The organism is Virgisporangium aurantiacum, from assembly GCF_016863635.1.
GTDB classification, from domain to species: Bacteria; Actinomycetota; Actinomycetes; order Mycobacteriales; family Micromonosporaceae; genus Virgisporangium; species Virgisporangium aurantiacum.
The window spans coordinates 106,826-124,984 of sequence record NZ_BOPG01000027.1 but is presented as its reverse complement, the minus strand read 5'-3'; the positions used below and the strand labels follow the sequence as shown (position 1 = coordinate 124,984).

Here is an 18,159-nt window from a genome sequence, read left to right as displayed (position 1 = left end):
TCCTTCACAGATATCCGCGTTGCGATTGCTTGTCTTTCTCGTACTCGACCCGCGCCCGGCGGGTGCTCTCCAGTTCCGCGGTCTCGGCGATCGGCACGTCCCACCACGCCTCGCTGTCCGGTGCGCCGGCGAGCGGGTCGACGTCGACGTGCACGACCGTCGTGCGGTCCGACGCCCGCGCCTTGACCAGCGCCACGCGCAGTTCGTCGACCGTGTGGACGCGCAATACCTGGGCACCGAGGCTCTCGGCGTTCGCGGCGAGGTCGACCGGCAGGACGTCGCCGTCGAGCCGGCCGCTCGCGCCGCGGTAGCGGTACGCCGTGCCGAAGCGCTGCGCGCCGACCGACTCCGAGAGCCGGCCGATCGACGCGAACCCGTGGTTCTGCACCAGGACGACGACGAGCTTGACCCGCTCCTGCACCGCCGTCACCAACTCCTGCGCCATCATCAGGTACGAGCCGTCACCGACGAGGACGAACACCTCGCGGTCGGGGGCGGCGAGCTTGACCCCGAGCCCGCCGGCGATCTCGTAGCCCATGCACGAGAAGCCGTACTCGACGTGGTAGCCCTTGGGGTCGCGGGTGCGCCACAGCTTGTGCAGGTCGCCGGGCATCGACCCGGCCGCGCAGACCACGACGTCGCGCGGCTCCGACACGTCGTTGACCGCGCCGAGCACCTCCGACTGTGCCGGCAGCGGGCCGTTCCCGGCTCTGTTGCCCGGTCTGTACGCGCGTTCCACCGTCCCGTCCCATTGCCGGGCCAGCGCCGTCGCCCGGTCGCGGTAGGCGGCGTCGGTGCCCCAGCCGCGCAGGGCGTCGGCGAGCGCGGCGAGGGCCGAGCGGGCGTCCGCGACGACCGCGACACCGGAGTGCTTGGCCGCGTCGAACGCGGCGACGTTGACGTTCACGAACCGCACGCCGGGCGCGGCGAACACCGTCCGCGAGGCCGTCGTGAAGTCGCTCCAGCGCGTCCCGATGCCGACGACCACGTCGGCCTCGCGGGCCAGCGCGTTGGCCGCGGTGGTGCCGGTGGCGCCGACCGCACCGACGCTGCGCGGGTGGTCGTAGCGCAGCGATCCCTTGCCGGCCTGCGTTTCCGCGACCGGGATGCCGGTCGCCTCGGCGAAGCGGCGCAGTTCCTCCGTCGCCTCGGAGTAGATGACGCCGCCGCCGGCGACGATCAGCGGCCGCCGCGCCGAGCGCAGCACCTCGACCGCGCGCCCGAGCGCCGCCGGATCGGGCGCCGGCCGGGCGACGTGCCAGACCCGGGTCGCGAACAGCTCGCTTGGCCAGTCGAACGCCTGCGCCTGGACGTCCTGCGGCAGCGCCACCGTCACCGCGCCGGTCTCCGCCGGGTCGGTGAGCACCCGCATCGCGCCGAGCAGCGCGGCGGGCAGCTGCTCGGGCCGCCAGACCCGGTCGAAGAACCGCGACACCGGGCGGAACACGTCGTTGACGCTGATGTCGTAGCCGCGCGGGTCCTCGAGCTCCTGCAGCACCGGGCTCGCGACCCGGGTGGCGAAGACGTCGCCCGGCAGCAGCAGCACCGGCAGGCGGTTGACGGTGGCGAGCGCGGCGCCGGTGACCATGTTCGTCGCGCCGGGACCGATGGACGTCGTGCACGCCAGCGTCGACAGCCGGTTCCGCATGCGGGCGAAGCCGGCGGCCGCGTGCACCATGCCCTGTTCGTTGCGGGCCTGGCGGTACGGGAAAGTGCCGGGGTCCGCGAGCTCCGCCTCCAGCAGCGCCTGGCCGATGCCGGCGACGTTGCCGTGGCCGAAGATGCCGAAGCAGCCCTCGATCAGCCGGTGCTCGACGCCGTCGCGCTCGCTGCGCTGGGCGGCGAGGAACCGCACGACCGCCTGTCCGACGGTGAGTCTCATGACGGCGCCCCCATCGGGAGTCGTGGATCGACGGGCTGGTCGGCCCAGGTGCCACGCACCCACGCGTGCGCCGGGTCGTCGTGGATGAGCCACGACCGCGCACCCGGGCCGGCCATGACGTTGAGGTAGTACAGGTCGTAGCCGGGCACGGCCATCGACGGCCCGTGCCAGCCGTGCGGGATCAGCACGACGTCACCGGTGCGCACCTCGGCGAGCACGTCGATCGGTCGCTCCGGTGTCCCGTACACGCGCTGGTACGCCATGCCGTCGCCGCCGACCTCGAAGTAGTAGATCTCCTCCAGCTCCGATTCGCCCGGCCGCTCCTCGTCGTGCTTGTGCGGCGGGTACGACGACCAGTTGCCCGCGGGGGTCAGCACCTCGCACGCGATCAGGCGGTCCGCGTCGAGCACGCCGGGCGTCGCGAAGTTGTGCACCTGGCGCGAGGCGGCGCCCGCACCGCGCAACTCGACCGGGACCTCTGCCGCCGGCAGGTGGCGGAACGGCAGCCGGCGTTCGGCCCGGGCCGAGGCGAGGGCGACGCGGCCACCGTCGGCGCTGGTGACGCCGAGCGCGCTCCCGCGCGGCACGTACGCGACGTCGCTCGGGCCGGCGAAGACGCTCGGCCGGCCGGCGAGCTCGGCCCGCTCGTCGTCGGCCGTCACCGTGCACGAGCCGGACAGCGGCACCACGACCAGTTCGTCGGGCCCGGTGTGGCACGCCCATCGCCCGTCGGCGGGCAGCTCCAGCACGCGCAGGCCGGAGAAGCCCCAGCCGGCCGACTCCGGCGAGATGTCGACGAGAAGCCCGTCCTGCGCCGCGCGGGCGGGCCGGTACACGGTGTTCATGCCATCGCCCCGCTTCCGGTGCGTACCAGCGCCACGGCCGCGTCGACGGCGCCGGCCACGTCGCCGTCCGGCGGGTAGAGCAGCGCCCTGCCGACGACGAGTCCCCGCACGCCCGGCAGGGCGAGGGCGCCGCGCCACTTCGCGTACGTCTCGTCGGGGTGACCCGACGGATCGCCGCCGAGCAGCAACGACGGCAGGGTGGTCGCCGCCATCACGGTGGCCATGTCGTCCACCACCGGCAGTTTCAACCAGGTGTACGCGCTGGTGACGCCGAGCCCGCCGGCGATCGCCACCGACCGCACCACGGCCGCCGCGCTCAGGTCGTTGACGACCCGACCGTCGACCCGGCGGGACTGGAACGGCTCGACCATCGCCATCACCTTGTGCGCGGCCAGTTCGCTCACCGCCCGCCCGCTGGCCTCCAGGGTGGCGACGGTGCCCGGATCCGCGGGGTCGATGCGGGTCAGCATCTTTCCGCCGTCGAAGCCCATCGACGCGATCGTCGCCGCGTCGTACGCGGTGAACCGGTCGTCCAGTTCGAACGCAGCACCCAGCAGGCCGCCCCGGTTCATCGAGCCGATGACGACCTTGCCCTCCAACGCGCCCAGCAGCAGCAGATCCTCGAGGACGTCCGGCGTGCCGAGCACCCCGTCGACGCCCGGCCGGTCGAGCGCGGCGACCAGCCGCCGGAGCAGGTCCTCGCGGTCGGCCATCGCGTCGGCCACCGCGCGCACGCCCAGCGCGCCCCGCGCCGGATGGTCGGCAGCGACGATCATCAGACGACCGTCGGCGCCGAGCAGCGGACGGCGCCGGCGGGCGGCCGCCGCCTCCGCGATCGCCTCGGGCCGCGCGGCGCGGAGCTCGCGGACCCGGTTCAGATCCAGGTCAGGCATTGCTCACCTCGAGAAATCCGTCGACCTCGGCGGTGGTGGGCATCGCGGTCGAGCACTCCAGCCGGGAGGCGACGATGGCCCCGGCCGCGTTGGCGAAGCGCAGGACGCGGTCGAGCGGCCAACCGGCGAGCAGCCCGTGGCACAGGGCGCCGCCGAACCCGTCGCCGGCGCCGAGACCGTTGAGCACCTCGACCCGCGCCGGCCCCACCTCGACCGTCCCGGCGGGGCTGCGAGCCAGGACACCGTCGGGGCCCCGCTTCACGACGGCGAGTTCGACGCCCGCGTCGAGGAGTGCCCCGGCGGCCCGGTGCGGGTCGCGTTCGCCGGTCGCCACCGCGCACTCGTCGAGGTTGCCGACCGCGACGGTGACCGATCCCAACGCCCGGCGGACCTCGGTGCGCGCGGCGTCCGCGGAGGACCAGAACATCGGCCGGTAGTCCAGGTCCAGGACGGTCAGCGGGATCCGGCCGCGGGCCGCCCAGGCGGCGTGGTGCGCGGCGCGACTCGGCTCCCGCGACAGGCCGGTGACCGTCGCCCAGAAGACCCGGGCGGCGCGAATGGCCGCGAGGTCGAGTTCGTCCGGCTCGATGACGAGATCGGGCGCGACGGGCTGGCGGTAGAAGTACAGCGGGAAGTTGTCGGGCGGGAAGATCTCGCAGAACGTCACGGGCGTCGGGAGCCCGGCGACGGCGGTGACGAACCGGTCGTCCACCCCGAGCTCACCCAGCGCCCGGTGGACGAACCGGCCGAACGGGTCCGCGCCGGTCCGCGTGATCACCGCGGCGCGGCGTCCGTGCCGGGCGGCGGCGACGGCGACGTTCGTGGCGCTACCGCCGAGGAACCGGCCGAACGTGGTCACGTCCTCGAGGGCGACCCCGACCTGCAGCGGGTAGAGGTCCACGCCCACCCGGCCCATCGTGATCACGTCGAACGCGTCCACCATCGGCCTCCCGCTCCCGCCGCACGTTTCGAGAATCCTCGATGTGCAGGAAGCTTTCGCGCCGATGAGCGGGAAGTCAACAGTTTGTCTTGACATTAAGAGAAAGCGGGTGACAAGCTCCGGCGATTGTCAGTTCGACCGCCGGGAGGGTCACGTGCCCGTGCCGCGCATCGAGATCGATCGGTCCAGCCCCGTGCCGTTGTACTTCCAGATCAGCCGCAGCATCGAGGAAGCGGTCGACCGCGGCGAGCTCACTCCGGGGGAACGGCTGCCCAACGAGATCGAGTTCGCCGGCATGCTGTCGATCTCGCGCCCGACCATGCGGCGGGCCCTCGACGAACTGGTCGAGAAGGGAATGCTCACCCGCAAGCCGGGGGTCGGCACCCGGGTCGCGAATGCGGAGGTCCGCCGCCGCGTCGCGCTCACCAGCCTGCACGACGACCTCACCGCCGCGGGCCGCCGCCCGGAGACGCAGGTGCTGACGTTCGATCCGGCGTGCGTCGACCGGCACGCCGCCCGCGCGCTCGGTCTCGCCGGCAACGCGCCCCTCGTGCGCTGCGAACGGCTGCGGCTGGCCGACGGCCGCCCCCTCGCCATCCTGCGCAACTGGTTGCCCGCCCGGTTCGACGACATCACCCGCGCGGATCTCGAAGCCAACGGCCTGTACCGGCTGCTCGGCGAGCGCAACGGCCGGCCCGCGGTGGCGAAGCAGCGCATCACCGCGGTACCGGCCGGCGCGGTGGAGGCCAAACTGCTGGGGACCAAGCGCAGCGCGCCGCTCATCAGCATGCAGCGCACCTCGTTCGACGCCGCGGGGCACGCGGTCGAGTTCGCCGACAACCTGTACCGCGCGGACACCTACGCCATCGAGGTGACCGTCTACAACCGCTGACGCCGCGTGGGATGACCCGGGAGCCCGGGGCCCCTGGGTCATCCCACGGTCGGAACAGTTCGCGTTACGGCCCGACGGTGACCGCGTCGGTCGGGTTCAGAATGTCGCAGTTGCCGCCCCATACGAGGGTGACGAAACCGCTCAGTCCGGCGGTGACATAGCCCGCGCCGGTGACCTGCGTCGAGACCGCCTCGTAGGTGCTGTACGGCCGCCCGGCGACGTCGGACCAGCCACCGGAACCACCGGTTCCCCGGTTGTACCAGGACACCCGCAGCGAGTGTGCGAGAACGGCACCCTGAACGGAGTGGTACCCGTACAGGACGTTCATCCGACCACCGTTGATGTTGTAGAGCCAGAGCCAGCTGGTTCCGCACGGTCCTTCCACCACACCGGCCGTACCGATCGTGCCGTCGGCGGTGCACAGCTGGTGCTCGACGGCGTACGCCCTGGCCTGGTCCGTCATGTCCACGCAGTTCAGCGCCATGTCGACGCGCACCCACCTACCGTCGACGCGGGCCGGCTCACCCTGCGCCTCCGCACTGGCCGCGCCGGGGCCGCCGAGCACCAGTGTCGCCATTGCCGCCACGATCAGCGCCATCGACAGGAATGACCGCCTGACACCACGCATTCGGGCGCTCCCTTCTCAACATTCACGGGAAACAATTGATCGAAGTCAAGCAGCGGCCGCTCTCGCCCCGGTCACGTCCGACTCTCACGCCGTGCGGCGCCACCGGGTGAATTGACGTATCCAGTTCCGTACAACTACTGACGCGCGGCAGCTCGACGACGTGTCACCTTGTCCTCCGCGATATCGATCAGATTGGAGGAACACAGGTGAGATCAAGGCTGTTCCGCGGGATCGCCGCGGCCGTCGCCTGCGTCGCGCTGACGCTGGGAGCCGCACCACCGCCGGCACAGGCGGCCACCCCCGACCAGTACGCGGACATCACCTTCGACGTGCTGGGCGCCCTGCTGGTGGCCGCCGAGGACGGGATTACCCCGGGGGAGATCCTCGCCCTGGTGCAGCTGCTGAAGGGCGCCATCAACGGCATCAAGGTCGACGTGGTGGAGCGGCTGGACGCGGAGGTCGTCGCCACGCTGGAGGCCAAGACGCAGTACGCGGTGTCGAACGTGTTCTTCCTGGAACACCCGTTGCCGTTCTACGCCGCGATCTACAACAACAGCGTCAGCGAGGGCGCGTACCTGGCCCGGAGCTACCTCGCCAACAACGTCATCACCGCCGACGGTGACCTCGACGCGGTCGGCAAGGCGATGATGACGCTGTTCACCACCTACGAGGTGGGTCTGGCGAAGGCCAACGCGCCCGTTGCGCAACGCAATCAGGTGTTCGCCGACTACCGTCAGGGGTTGGAGAGCCTGATCGCCAAGATGAACCCACACTGCGAGGAGTACATCGAGGCCAAGGTCGGCACCGTTCTCTACAACTGCACCTACGACGGAGTCACCGTTCGTTCGAAGTTCGACATGGACGGGTTCAGCATCAACGGCGGCCCGCCGATCCCCGGCGGGTACAACCCGAAGCTCGTCGAGGACTTCCTGATGGCGAGCACCGCCAAGAGGCTGGCGCAGGACGCCCTGGAACAGCTTCGGCAGCGCGGATTCTAGCCGCTACGGGTACCGCGGCCGCCACCTCGGCGACCGCGGTATTCCCGCGTCCGCCGTTGGGCGCGGCGGCCGGCGCGGATATCGTGATCGCGTGCTGATCGACTGGCCGCTGGACCGGCTCCGCGAATACCGCCCCGCCCGCGATGAACCCGCCGACTTCGACGACTTCTGGGCCGAGACGCTCAGCCGGTCCCGCGCCGCGGGATGGGACGCGACGTTCGAGCCGCACGACGCCGGTCTGTCCCTTGTGGACGTATTCGACGTCACGTTCGCGGGCTACGCCGGGCATCCGGTGCGCGGCTGGTTGGTGCTGCCGCGCGGCGCCGACGGGCCGTTGCCGTGCGTCGTGGAGTACATCGGGTACGGCGGCGGCCGGGGCCTGCCGATCGAGTGGCTGCTGTGGGCGAACGCCGGCTACGCGCACTTCGTCATGGACACGCGGGGCCAGGGCAGCGGCGGCTATCTCACCGGCGACACACCGGATCCCGACGAGGCCGGCGGCCCGCAGACGCCGGGCTTCATGACCCGCGGAATCACCGACCCGCAGCGGTACTACTACCGCCGCGTGTTCACCGACGCCGTCCGCGCGGTCGACGCGGCGCGGGCGCATCCCCGCGTCGACGCGGCGCGGGTGGCGGTCACCGGGGGCAGCCAGGGCGGCGGCATCTCCCTCGCCGTCTCGGGACTCGTCGAGGGCCTCCGGGCCGTCGCACCGGACGTGCCGTTCCTGTGCCAGTACCGCCGGGCCACGGAAATCACCGACGAGCGCCCGTACCAGGAACTGGTGACCTACCTGAAGACCCACCGCGACCACGTCGAGCAGGCGTTCACCACACTGTCCTATTTCGACGGTGTCAACTTCGCCGCGCGGGCCACGGCACCGGCGTTGTTCTCGGTGGCGCTGATGGACGCGGTCTGTCCACCCTCGACGGTGTTCGCCGCCTACAACCACTACGCCGCGGCCGACAAGGACATCACGGTGTGGCCGTACAACGGGCACGAGGGCGGCCAGGCGTTCCAGGCCACCGCGAAGCTCGCCTTCCTGCGGGAGCGGCTAGCGGGCGGATGAGCCGGTGACGACGGCGCGCACGTCGCGCAGGTGCGCCGCCATGAGGCGGCGCGCCTTCACCGGCTTGCGCTCGCGCATCGCCGTCAGGATGTCGAGGTGTGCGCGGTGGTCGTTGGCCCGGTCGCCGTACATCTCCAGGATCGCGCGCTGTTCCTGGCGGTAGATGTCGACCAGCGAGTCGATGATCTGTGCCAGCACGGCGTTTCCGGCGTACCGGCTGATCGCGCGGTGGAAGTCCATGTTGGCCACGTGCAGTTCGGCGTCGTCGTCGAGCACGTGGCCGGCCCGGTCGAGGGCGGCGGCGATGACGGCGAGCTGCTCGTCGGAGGCGTTGCGGGTGGCGGCTTCGGCGAGATGCGGCTCGATCAGCTCGCGCGCCTCCAGGAGGTCGGCGAGGGTCTCCGCCGCGAGCTCCGTGCGGTTGGGGTTGACCAGGATCAGCCGCGACAGGTCGGCCCGGACGTAGACGCCCGAGCCGTGCCTCATCTCGACCGCGCCGGTGGCCTCCAGTCGGCGCAACGCCTCCCGCAACGTGGGCGTGGCGACCAGGAACCGCTCCGCCAGCGCGCGGGTGGACGGCAGCCGGTCACCGGACCGGAGCCCCTCCTCCTGGATGTGACGCAGGATCCTGGCCGTCACCGCGTCGAGGAGATTATGACGGGTGACGGGTTCTGCACGCGGAGTAGGTGTGCCGTCGATGGCGGCATCATACATGGGGATCGGCCCACCGCTCGTTCGGCACGAGCGGATACCAGCCGGGCCGGCCCGGGTCGCGGTCGTAGGGGTACCCGCCCTGTTCCCGGTACAGCTCGGCGTACCGGGCGACGCGCTCGGCGTCCAGTCGAACCCCGAGGCCGGGGCCGGTCGGAACCGGGATCGCGCCGTCGCGGTAGGCCAGCTTGCCGCCGACGATGACGTCGTCGACCAGGTGGTGGTAGTGCGCGTCCGCCGCGTACGTGAGGTTCGGCAGCACCGCGCCGAGGTGCAGCATCGTCGCGAGCTGCACTCCCAGTTCGCCCGACGAGTGCACGGCCACCCCGAGCTGGAACGTCTCGCACACGCCGGCCGCCTTGATGCACGGGCGGATCCCGCCCCAGAACGTCGTGTCCAGCAGGACGACGTCGACGGCGGGGTCACGGACGTTGGCGGCGAGCTGTTCGAAGTTGACGACCACCGTGTTGGTGGCGATCGGCACACCGAGATCCCGCAACTGCCGCAGCCCGTTCATGCCCCAGGTGAGGTCCTCCAGGTACTCGTTCGGGAGATCGGCGACCAGTTGGGTGAACCGGCGCGCCTGCGCCACCGACAGCGCGGCGTTCGGGTCGAACCGGAACCGGTCCCCGGGGAACGCCTCCGCGAGCGCGCGGTAGCACGCGGCCTCGTAGTCGGGCGGGTAGACGCCGCCCTTGAGCTTGTGCACCGTGAAGCCGTGCGCCGCCTTGAGTTCCCGCGTGTGGTCCACCAGCTGTTCCGGCGTGCGCACCTCGCCCTCGCCGGTGGACGCGTTGGCGTACCGGAAGAAGAGGTAGCTCGCGAACGGCACCTCGTCGCGCAACCGTCCACCGAGAAGATCATGCACGGGGACGCCGAGCTGCTGGCCGATCACGTCGAGGCAGGCGAACTCGACGGCGGCGAGCAGTTGCGTCCGGTTGTTGTACAGGCTCGCCGTGGGGTTGGCGATCGCGAACCGGAGTGCCTCCAACCGGAACGGGTCGTGCCCGACGAGGTAGTCGGCGAGCGCCCGTACGGCCGCCTCCGCACTCTCCCCGCCGCCGCCGAGTTCGCCGAGCCCGACCAGACCGTTGTCGGTTTCGACCTCGACCAGCGTGCGGACGAAGCGGCCCCAGTGGGCCCCGTTGGAGTGCAGCAGCGGCGCCTCCAACGGAACCGTCACGGTGGTGGCCCGGATGTCGGCGATCTTCACGCGCTACCTCCGGCCAGATCCACCGCGAGCGCGACGAGGTTTCCCGGCGGAACGGTGATCTCGACGGTGTCGCCACGCACCGGGCACGCCACCAGATCGCGCTCCAGGCTGGTGCCAAGGAACGCCGCCCGCACCGGCGCCGGCAGCCGGACCTCGGTGCGGACCTCCGTGTCCGCGCTCAGGTAGACGACGAATCCGTGCCCGCGCCGCGACCGCGCCACCGACGAGACCCGCACCCGCGGGTCGGCCACGGACAGGAAGCTGTCTCCCGCCGCGGCGACCGGTACGTTCCGGCCGGTGACCGGAACGACGAGCATCGGATCGGTCAGCCCGGCGGCGGCGTCGCGGCCGAGCTCGGCCGGGTCGGCGTCGGTGGCCGAGGTGATCGCGTACCGGAACGTCGTCTCGCCCTGCTGCTGCGAGGGGAAGTTGGTGTCCCAGATGTTGTTCAGCGCCCAGGAGTAGAGCGTGCCCGGCTCCGCCGGTTCGGGACGCACGCTCGGCGGGAACGGCGCGTACGGCAGGTACAGGTCACCGAGCATCACCAGGGGCGCTTCGAGCGACGCCCAGCCGACAGCGAACTGCTCGTCGCCGAGGCCCACCCAGTGCCGCACCGGTTGCAGGTGGGTCGCGGCACCCGGAACGGTGGGCCGCTCCGGGCCGCCGGTGCCACCGGTCAGCTCCCAGGCCCGCGCCGGCCCGGTCGCGAACGGGAACGCGAAGAACACACTCTCCTTCGCCGGGGTGCCGCTCTTGTCGAGCCGGTTGGTCACGTCGACCCGCCGGACACCGGCGGGAAGCGTGATCGTGGTGCGCAGCCAGCCGACGCCGTCGCCGTCGAGCGCGACGTCCACTGTGGACCCGACGGCGCTGGCCCTGGCCCGCACGATCGACGGGCGACGGCCCAGGGTGCGGCCGGCGAGCAGGGCCAGGTCGGCCTCGGCCGACACGTGACCGGACAGGTGGTTGATGTGCGGCGCGGTCGAGTAGCGGTCGTAGACGTACTGGTTCATGCCGGCGTACGCGTCCCGGTTGGCCAGTTCCCGGCCGGCCACCTTGTCGAACAGCGAGGCGATGACGGCGGCGCGCAGGTCGTACTCCACCCGGTAGTGCTCGCTGTCGACGACGCCCTCGTTGCCGAGGTCGTGCCACGGCGTGGGGCCGGAGCCGTCGACCAGGTCGAACCGGGCGTAGCCGAGCGCGGGCACGGCGCGGGCGACGAAGCGCAGCCGCCGCCCGGCCGGACGGGTGGGCCACTCGACCGGGTGCACGGTGTCCTCGTCGAACGGCACGGGTTCACCGGTGCGGGCGTCCACGATGGACAGTGGTTCGCCGAGGGGCACGGTGCTCGCCGGCAGGAACAGTTCCGCGACGTCGTCGCGGGCCGGGCCCGGGTTGAGCACGAGGAACGACGCCCGCACGCCCGACGGTGCCGCGAACGTCGAGCCCAGCCGGCGCAGCCCCGCGTGCCGCAGGTCCTCGGCGTGGTCGGCGGCGCGGTAGGCGTGTTCGCACTTGCGGGCCCACTGCAGGCCGCCGGAGTCGAAGCCGTCCTCGTGGTCGTGCCAGGGGTTGGCCGCGCCCCAGGTGTGCTCGTCGAACAGCCCGAGCCCGTCGTACACCTCGTCGAGTTCGCGGTCCACGTCGCCCTCGTCGCCGCGGGTGGCCGCCAGGGTGTGCAGCGTCTCGGCGTGCCGGATCGCGTGCTGGGCCCGGCGCGCGTACCCCAGGGGACGGGCACCCGAGCCGAGCCCGTCGGCCCACCAGTCGGTCCAGTCGCCCTCGTACTCCGGCAACCGGTCGCCGAGGCGCTCCTCGGCCTCGGTGAAGAAGTCGGTGTTGAGCGACATCCGCAGCCGCGGATAGTCGTACTCCTCGTTCCACGCCCGCACCACGTCGGCCGGAATGATCGACGGGCCGGCGTTGTCCGCGTGCCCGCCCTGCACCCGCAGGTGCAGCACGTCGTGCGGGTACGGCGTCTTGGTGACCTCGTGCTCGGGAAGCCCGGCCCACCCGAAGGCCTCCGCGCCGTACGGGTAGGCCCGGGTGGCCAACGCGTGCAGGTAACCCGGCAGCAGCGCCGTCGTGTCGGTGTACCCGTCGGCGAGCCCGACGACGTTGCCCTCCATGTAGGCCATGCCGTGCGGTGTGTCGGTGACCCACACCAGCAGCCGGTTGCCGGCCGGCGAGCGCCACCAGAACGGCCGCCCGAGGTCCTGCCCGCCGTGCAGGAACGGCACCGACCGACCGGCCCAGTTGTGCGCCGCCGACAGGTACCGCACGCCGCTGGCGGCGAGCGCGTCGACGAACCCGATGGCCGCGCCCGGCACGTCGGTGTGCATCGCCGAGGTGACCGGGATGTCGTGCTCGGTGCGCAGGTCGTCGGTGAAGCGCAGCAACCGGTGCAGTTCCTCGACCGAGCAGGCCTCGGTGTGCAGTTGGTACGGCATCGCGGTGACCTCGATGCGGCCGGTGCGCGCCAGGTCGAGGAACCTCGTGACGGCGGCCGGCGACCGCGCGGCCAGCCAGCTGCGCACCGGCAACGCCGACTCGACGGTCCAGCGGAAGCGGGCCGGTTCCGGCCAGTCGTCGGTCTGCGCGGCCAGTTCGAGCGCGGCGTCCAGATACTCCAGGTGGTTGCGCAGCACCACGCCCTGCCGGTCGGTGTAGCCGATGTCCAGGTGCGAGTGGTGGACGAGGTGGACGGTCCACCGGCGTTGCGGCGTCACGACGAACGTGCCCGTGCCGACCGGCCCGGCGGAGTCGGCCAGCTCGAGGGTGATGGTCGTGGACGTGTCGACGGCCGGCACGAACAGGTCGGCGACGCCGGGTGCCGCGAGCCGGGCCGTGTCGAGCACCCGGTCCCCGTCGCGCGCCGTGACGTCCAGTTGACCGTCCCCGTGAACGCTCACCCGGACGAGTTGGCGCGGACCGGTCTTGAACACCGGCAGCGCGCTCGCCCGCAGCACCAGGTTGCGGACGTGCAGTACCTCGACAGCGCCCTCGGCGCGCAGGACGCGCCGCATGTCGTCGTACGTGGGTGAGCCGAGGCTCGCCCGCAGCAGTCGGGTGGTCATGTTTCCCTTTCTAGAACTGGCCCAGCGCGAGCCCGCGGGCGAACAGTCGCTGGGTGACGAGGAAGAGCAGCACGGTCGGCAACGAGACGACGATGCCGGCGGCGAGCACGATCGGGATCCGGGTGCCGGAGTAGGCGCTGCTGAGCGCCGACACCGACGTCATGATCGGGCGCACCTGCTCGCTCTGCGAGAGCGTCACGCCGAACAGGAGGTCGTTCCAGATGAACGTGAACTCCAGCACGAACACCGCGCCCAACGCGGGCAGGCACAGCGGAAGGTAGATGCGCCAGAACACGCGCCAGATCGAGGCTCCGTCGATGCGCGCCGCCTCGTACAACGCGTACGCCACGCCGGTGAAGAAGTTGCGCATCACGAACGCCGCGAACGGAACGCTGATCGCCGTGTAGATGAGGACCAGGCCCGACCGCGTGTCGTAGAGACTGGCCTCGCTGTAGCCGAGGAACAACGGGATCAGCAGCATCTGGGTCGGGAAGATGGTGCCGCCGAAGATGAGCAGGAACCAGGCGAACCCCCACCGCAGCTTCAGCACGCTGATCGCGAAGCCGGCCATCGCGCCGATCACGACGGCGAGCGCCGGCCCGGTGAGGCTGTACAGCAGCGTGGAGCCGAGGCTCGGCCCGAGGTCGACCCGCTCCCACGCCTGGCGCATGTTGTCCAGCAACGCGAAGTCGCCCGGCGGGGTCCAGATGTTGTCGGTGCCGTCCTCGTCGACCGGGCGGGCCGCGTTGACGACCAGCAGGTACGTCGGGATGAGCCAGATGAGCCCGAGTACCGCGAGGGCCGCGCGACGGGCGACGGCGGCGGTGAACGACTCGCGCATCAGTCGGGCTCCTTTCCGGTGCCGACCTGTCGGCGGAGGTACACGTACGAGATCGCGGCGGTCACCACGGTGAGCGAGAGCGCGACGGCCGAGCCATAGCCGTAGTCGGCGCTGACGAACGCCTCGCGGTACATCGTCACCGCGAGGGTCTCCGACGTCCGGCCGGGCCCGCCCTGCGTGTTGACCCATACGATGTCGAACGTCTTGAGGCTCGCGACGAGCGACAGGCCCACGATGACGGTCGTCAACGGGGCCAGCAACGGCCACGTGATGCGCCGGAACAACCGCCACCCGGTCGCGCCGTCCAGCCGCGCCGCCTCGCTGTACTCCTTCGGGATCGACTGCAGGCCCACCAGGAACAGCAGCGCGTTCACCCCGGTCTGCTGCCACGTCACCGCCACGATCATCGAGATCGTGTTGTACGGCCACTCGAGGAGGAACGACACGTCCGCACCCGGCAGGTGCAACAGGCCGAGCAGGTCGTTGACCGCGCCGCCGCTCTGCAGCAGGAAGCCCCAGACGACGGCGAGGCCGGCGCCGGAGAGCGCGTACGGCAGCAGGAACGGCAGCCGGAACCAGGTGCCGCCCCGGATGCCGTAGGACAACACGGCGACGAGCAGCCCGAGAACCACCGGCACCACGGTCACGCCGAACGCCCACATCAACGTGTTGCGCACCGAACCGCCGAGGGCCGGGTCGTCGAAGAACCGGGTGTAGTTGTCGACGCCGGTGAAGGTGGGCGGGTTGAGCCCGTCGTACTCGGTGAAGCTCAGGTACGCCGTCCACAGGAACGGCACGTAGAGCAGCACGGCGACCACGAGGACGGCCGGGGACACGAAGCCGGCCCCGGCGAGGTTCTGCCGGGCGCGGGCGCTCAGCCCGCCGCGCCTGTCCCGCGGGGCGGGAGCGGTTGCCCGCTCCCGCCGCGCGGTCCCGATCGGTTCACTGTGGACGGTCGGGTTCCGGGACACGGTCATTTCCCGTGCTTGGCCCAGTAGTCGTCGGCCGCTTTCTGAATCGTCTCCAACTGCTTGCGGTAGTCGGCCGGCTTGGCCACGAACGCGCCGAAGGCGTCGAGCGCGGCGGTCAGCACCGGCGCCGGCGTGGCCTCGAAGTACCGGTTGTAGAGCACGTACTCGTTGGTCGACGCCTTCTTGGTGATGTCGCTGAGGCCCGGCTCGGTGACCTTCACCTTCGGGTTGCCCGAGACGTCGTTGCGCGAGTTGGCCCACTTCTCCTGCGCGGTCGGGCCGACCCACCACTTCATGTACTTCATGCTGGCCTCGCGGTCCGGCGCCTTGTCGAGCGAGCACAGCGGGCCGCTCTCGAACAGCAGCGCGGTCTTGCCGCCGGCGGGCGTCTGGTTCGGGATGAAGAACATGCCGTAGTCGTCGCCCGGCTTCATGCCGGCCTGGGTCATGCTCGTGTTGAACCAGGTGCCCCACACGCCCATGGCCGTCTTGCCCGACTTCATCAGCGCCGCCGGCTCGGTCTTGTCACCGGGGTCGGAGAAGTAGCCCTTGTCGATCAGGTCCTTCCACTGTTCCATGACCTTCACGACGCCCGGGTCGGTGTACTTGGCCTTGCCCTCCGAGAGCTTCGCGTACAGCTCGGGGTCGGAGCCGACGAGCATCTGCTGGAACCACACGAAGCTGAAGAGGATGGAGGTGTGGTAGAAGGGCGTGACGCCGTTGCTCTTGAGGGTCTGTGCCATCGCCAGGAGCTCGCCCCAGGACGTCGGCGGCTTGAGGTTGTACTGGTCGAGGATCTTCTTGTTGTAGAACATCACCCAGTAGGCGACGTTGGCCGGCACGCAGTACTGCTTGCCACCGATGGTGTAGTACGGCTTGAGGTTCTCGGTCAGGTCACCGCTGGCGATCGCGTCGTTCCACAGGTTGGTGGTCTCGGCGATGTGCCCGGCCTTGACGATCTCCTCCAGGCGCGAGCCGGTGGTCCAGGTGAACAGGTCGGGCTTGACGTTCGTGCGGAACGACGCCTTCACGAAGGCCTCGTACGCCGGCTCGTCGGTGTAGCCGACCGGCTCCATCGACAGCCCGATCTCCTGCTTGGACTGCTCGCCCACCTGCTTGAAGAAGGGCTCCCAGGCGCCCTTGTCGTTGTACAGCTTGAGGTGTGTCTTCTTCTCACCACTGTCGCCGTCGTCGCCGCAGCCGGCAATGACGAGCGAAACCGCAACGCATACCGCTGCGACCGCGCGCTTGCGCCACACGGGCTTACCTCTCTTCTTCATCAGTCACGTTCAGACGTCCGGCCACGACCGTCCTGACGTCCAGCAGGTGCCGGTGCATCAGGGTGCGTGCCCGGTCCGCGGCCCCGGCCTCGATCGCGGCGAGGACCGCCCGGTGTTCCTCGTGATCCCGGTCGCGATCGTCGAAGATGCGCAGGATCTCCCGTTGTTCGCTGGCACGCACCGTCAGCAGGGAGTCGACGATCTCGTGGAGCACGGTGTTGCCACTGGCCGCGGCGACGGCGCGATGGAACGCCATCGTCGCCCGGTGCAGTGCGGAGTCGTCACCGTGAATGTGACGCTCCGCGGCGGCCAGGGCCTCGGTCAGCCGGGCCCGATGGGTGGGATCGGGTCGGCTGGCGGCGAGCCCCGCCAGGTACGGCTCGACGAGCAGGCGCGCGTCCAGCAGTTGCAGCAGTTGCGCGCCGGGTAGCGGGGGGAGGTGCGGGTTGGGGAGGACGACACGGTCCAGGGTCTGGCTCACGTAGACCCCGGAGCCGTGCCGCATCTCGATGGTTCCGGTGGCCTGCAGGCGGCGCAGGGCCTCCCGGATGGTCGGCGTCGCCACGGCGAACCGCTCGGCGAGCGCCCGTGCCGACGGCAGCCGATCGCCGGGACGCAGGCCCTCGCTCCGAATGAGCTCGAGCATCCGTTCGGTGAGCGCGTCGGACAGGCTGGACCGGGCGAGTTCGGCCATGGCGTACCGGCTACCGGGCGAACGTGACTTCGAGGAACCGTGGCCGGTAGATGGTCACGTCCTTGATCACGTCGTCCCACTCGAAGCTGTTGACGTTGTACGTCACCAGCAGCTTGTCACCCCGGCCGTCGCTCTTGCGGAGGTCGGGATGTTCGTGTGCGTTGTAGGTGAAGATGTTCGCGTTGCCGTAGGTGCCGGAGAGGCCGCCTTCGGGCGTCTGGTAGAGGAAGGTCTTGTCCACGAACGGGCCCGTCGGCGAGCACGAGAAGTACGCCACGACGTCGGGGTTGAAGATCGTGCTCGTGTCCTGCGTGATGAGCAGGTATCCGTTGCGGTACCGGGTGACGCTGTACTCGTTGGCCACTCCCGGCTGCACGGCGACTGAGTCGGCCTGGTCGCGAGACCAGCCGCGGCCGGTCCAGAACTCCCACCGCTTGCGGAGGTCGTCGCCCTTGACCCGGGCGACGTGCATGTTCTTGACCGCGCCCTTGTCCTCGACGCCGTAGACGTAGGTGTGGCCGCCGATCCGCTCCAGCCAGCTGGCCCACGACACCCCGTGGCCCGACGGCATCGGCGTGACGTCGAGCTTGCGGAAGTCGCGGGTGGAGTAGCGGGCCATGACGTTGTTGGTCCACTTCCAGTCCCACTGGCCCGGGCCGAACCGGTCGTAGCGCTGGAAGCTCACCTGGAGCGCGTCGCCGCTGATCTGGCCGGCACCGAGCCAGTACCAGGCGTCGTCGGCGGGCTTCGGCAGCATCGCGTCGGGCTCGGCGGTGGTTCCACCGTGGACGGTGCGGAACCGGTCGCCGCGCTGCTGCACGAACGTGTTGTTGACGATGGGGCCGTCGTTCGGGCGGCTGCCGCCCGGGTTCACGGTTCCCAGGAACGTGTCGGAGAACAGCCAGAGCGTGGTCCCCTTCAGCGGAACGGAGAACGTGCTGTCCCCGCCGGTCCAGCCTCCGCCGGTGTTCCCGTATTTGGTGAACGCGTCGGTGTAACCGGCATGGGTGGTGACGGAAGAGACCGTCGGTACGGAGGGGGTGTTGCACGCCGGTCCGCCGCTGCCGCCGGTGGTGGCGGCGACGGCCGGACCGGCCGGTGTGACGAGTGCCGCGGTGATGACCGCGGCACCGATGAATGTGCGGAACAGCCGGGATCCGGCCACGCTTCCTCCTCGCCAGGCGGTGACGAGATGCAAATGACCAAGTGATCTAATCACTTGGTC

At 70.8% G+C, this 18,159-nt stretch carries 16 protein-coding genes; 3 read left to right on the top strand and 13 right to left on the bottom strand.

The window, feature by feature from the left end; genetic code table 11:
* Nucleotides 1-4 precede the first annotated feature (4 nt).
* The 4 genes from iolD to iolC are packed head-to-tail and all read right to left on the bottom strand — an operon-like array spanning nt 5 to nt 4,563.
* The gene (gene iolD / locus Vau01_RS21850; protein WP_203995826.1) at nt 5-1,882 is read right to left on the bottom strand and encodes a 3D-(3,5/4)-trihydroxycyclohexane-1,2-dione acylhydrolase (decyclizing); all 1,878 of its coding nucleotides are present in this window, start codon (nt 1,880-1,882) and stop codon (nt 5-7) included.
* Entirely contained in the window at nt 1,879-2,727 is an 849-nt protein-coding gene (gene iolB / locus Vau01_RS21845; RefSeq protein ID WP_203995821.1) for a 5-deoxy-glucuronate isomerase, read from the bottom strand. The genes iolD and iolB overlap by 4 nt, the downstream gene beginning before the upstream one ends.
* Nucleotides 2,724-3,620 carry a Cgl0159 family (beta/alpha)8-fold protein gene (locus tag Vau01_RS21840; protein ID WP_203995816.1) on the bottom strand — a complete coding sequence of 299 codons (897 nt, stop codon included), beginning with the start codon at nt 3,618-3,620 and terminating at the stop codon, nt 2,724-2,726. The genes iolB and Vau01_RS21840 overlap by 4 nt, the downstream gene beginning before the upstream one ends.
* Nucleotides 3,613-4,563, bottom strand: coding sequence for a 5-dehydro-2-deoxygluconokinase (gene iolC, locus Vau01_RS21835; protein ID WP_239151762.1), 951 nt, complete (start codon nt 4,561-4,563; stop codon nt 3,613-3,615). The genes Vau01_RS21840 and iolC overlap by 8 nt, the downstream gene beginning before the upstream one ends.
* 151 nt (nt 4,564-4,714) lie before the next feature.
* Between iolC and Vau01_RS21830 the strand changes: the two genes are divergently transcribed.
* Complete coding sequence (locus tag Vau01_RS21830; RefSeq protein WP_203995814.1) at nt 4,715-5,452, top strand: GntR family transcriptional regulator; 738 nt, start codon at nt 4,715-4,717, stop codon at nt 5,450-5,452.
* Between the two features lie 64 nt (nt 5,453-5,516).
* Here Vau01_RS21830 and Vau01_RS21825 read toward each other — a convergent pair whose 3' ends face one another.
* Nucleotides 5,517-6,080: a hypothetical protein gene (locus Vau01_RS21825; RefSeq protein ID WP_203995812.1), complete on the bottom strand. Its 564-nt coding sequence runs from the start codon at nt 6,078-6,080 to the stop codon at nt 5,517-5,519.
* Nucleotides 6,081-6,286: 206 nt separating this feature from the next.
* Here Vau01_RS21825 and Vau01_RS21820 point away from each other — a divergent pair, with 206 nt between their 5' ends.
* Together Vau01_RS21820 and Vau01_RS21815 are read left to right on the top strand one after the other, a co-directional pair.
* Nucleotides 6,287-7,078: a hypothetical protein gene (locus Vau01_RS21820; RefSeq protein WP_203995810.1), complete on the top strand. Its 792-nt coding sequence runs from the start codon at nt 6,287-6,289 to the stop codon at nt 7,076-7,078.
* Between the two features lie 91 nt (nt 7,079-7,169).
* Entirely contained in the window at nt 7,170-8,147 is a 978-nt protein-coding gene (locus Vau01_RS21815; protein ID WP_203995808.1) for an acetylxylan esterase, read from the top strand.
* Here Vau01_RS21815 and Vau01_RS21810 read toward each other — a convergent pair.
* The 8 genes from Vau01_RS21810 to Vau01_RS21775 form a co-directional block, all read right to left on the bottom strand.
* Nucleotides 8,133-8,786, bottom strand: a complete 654-nt coding sequence (locus tag Vau01_RS21810; protein WP_203995806.1) for a FadR/GntR family transcriptional regulator — start codon at nt 8,784-8,786, stop codon at nt 8,133-8,135. The genes Vau01_RS21815 and Vau01_RS21810 overlap by 15 nt on opposite strands.
* A gap of 67 nt (nt 8,787-8,853) precedes the next feature.
* Nucleotides 8,854-10,071, bottom strand: a complete 1,218-nt coding sequence (locus Vau01_RS21805) for an enolase C-terminal domain-like protein (RefSeq protein ID WP_203995804.1) — start codon at nt 10,069-10,071, stop codon at nt 8,854-8,856.
* Nucleotides 10,068-13,148, bottom strand: coding sequence for a glycoside hydrolase family 38 N-terminal domain-containing protein (locus Vau01_RS21800; protein WP_203995802.1), 3,081 nt, complete (start codon nt 13,146-13,148; stop codon nt 10,068-10,070). The genes Vau01_RS21805 and Vau01_RS21800 overlap by 4 nt, the downstream gene beginning before the upstream one ends.
* 10 nt (nt 13,149-13,158) lie before the next feature.
* Nucleotides 13,159-13,989, bottom strand: coding sequence for a carbohydrate ABC transporter permease (locus Vau01_RS21795; RefSeq protein WP_203995801.1), 831 nt, complete (start codon nt 13,987-13,989; stop codon nt 13,159-13,161).
* Nucleotides 13,989-14,966 (bottom strand): carbohydrate ABC transporter permease, encoded by a 978-nt coding sequence (locus Vau01_RS21790; RefSeq protein WP_203995800.1) that lies wholly within the window; start codon nt 14,964-14,966, stop codon nt 13,989-13,991. The genes Vau01_RS21795 and Vau01_RS21790 overlap by 1 nt, the downstream gene beginning before the upstream one ends.
* Complete coding sequence (locus tag Vau01_RS21785; RefSeq protein ID WP_239151761.1) at nt 14,963-16,240, bottom strand: ABC transporter substrate-binding protein; 1,278 nt, start codon at nt 16,238-16,240, stop codon at nt 14,963-14,965. Before Vau01_RS21785 ends, Vau01_RS21790 begins: the two co-directional genes overlap by 4 nt.
* Complete coding sequence (locus Vau01_RS21780; protein WP_203995799.1) at nt 16,224-16,934, bottom strand: FadR/GntR family transcriptional regulator; 711 nt, start codon at nt 16,932-16,934, stop codon at nt 16,224-16,226. Before Vau01_RS21780 ends, Vau01_RS21785 begins: the two co-directional genes overlap by 17 nt.
* Nucleotides 16,935-16,944: 10 nt before the next feature.
* Nucleotides 16,945-18,099 carry a DUF5005 domain-containing protein gene (locus Vau01_RS21775; RefSeq protein WP_203995798.1) on the bottom strand — a complete coding sequence of 385 codons (1,155 nt, stop codon included), beginning with the start codon at nt 18,097-18,099 and terminating at the stop codon, nt 16,945-16,947.
* Nucleotides 18,100-18,159: the final 60 nt, after the last annotated feature.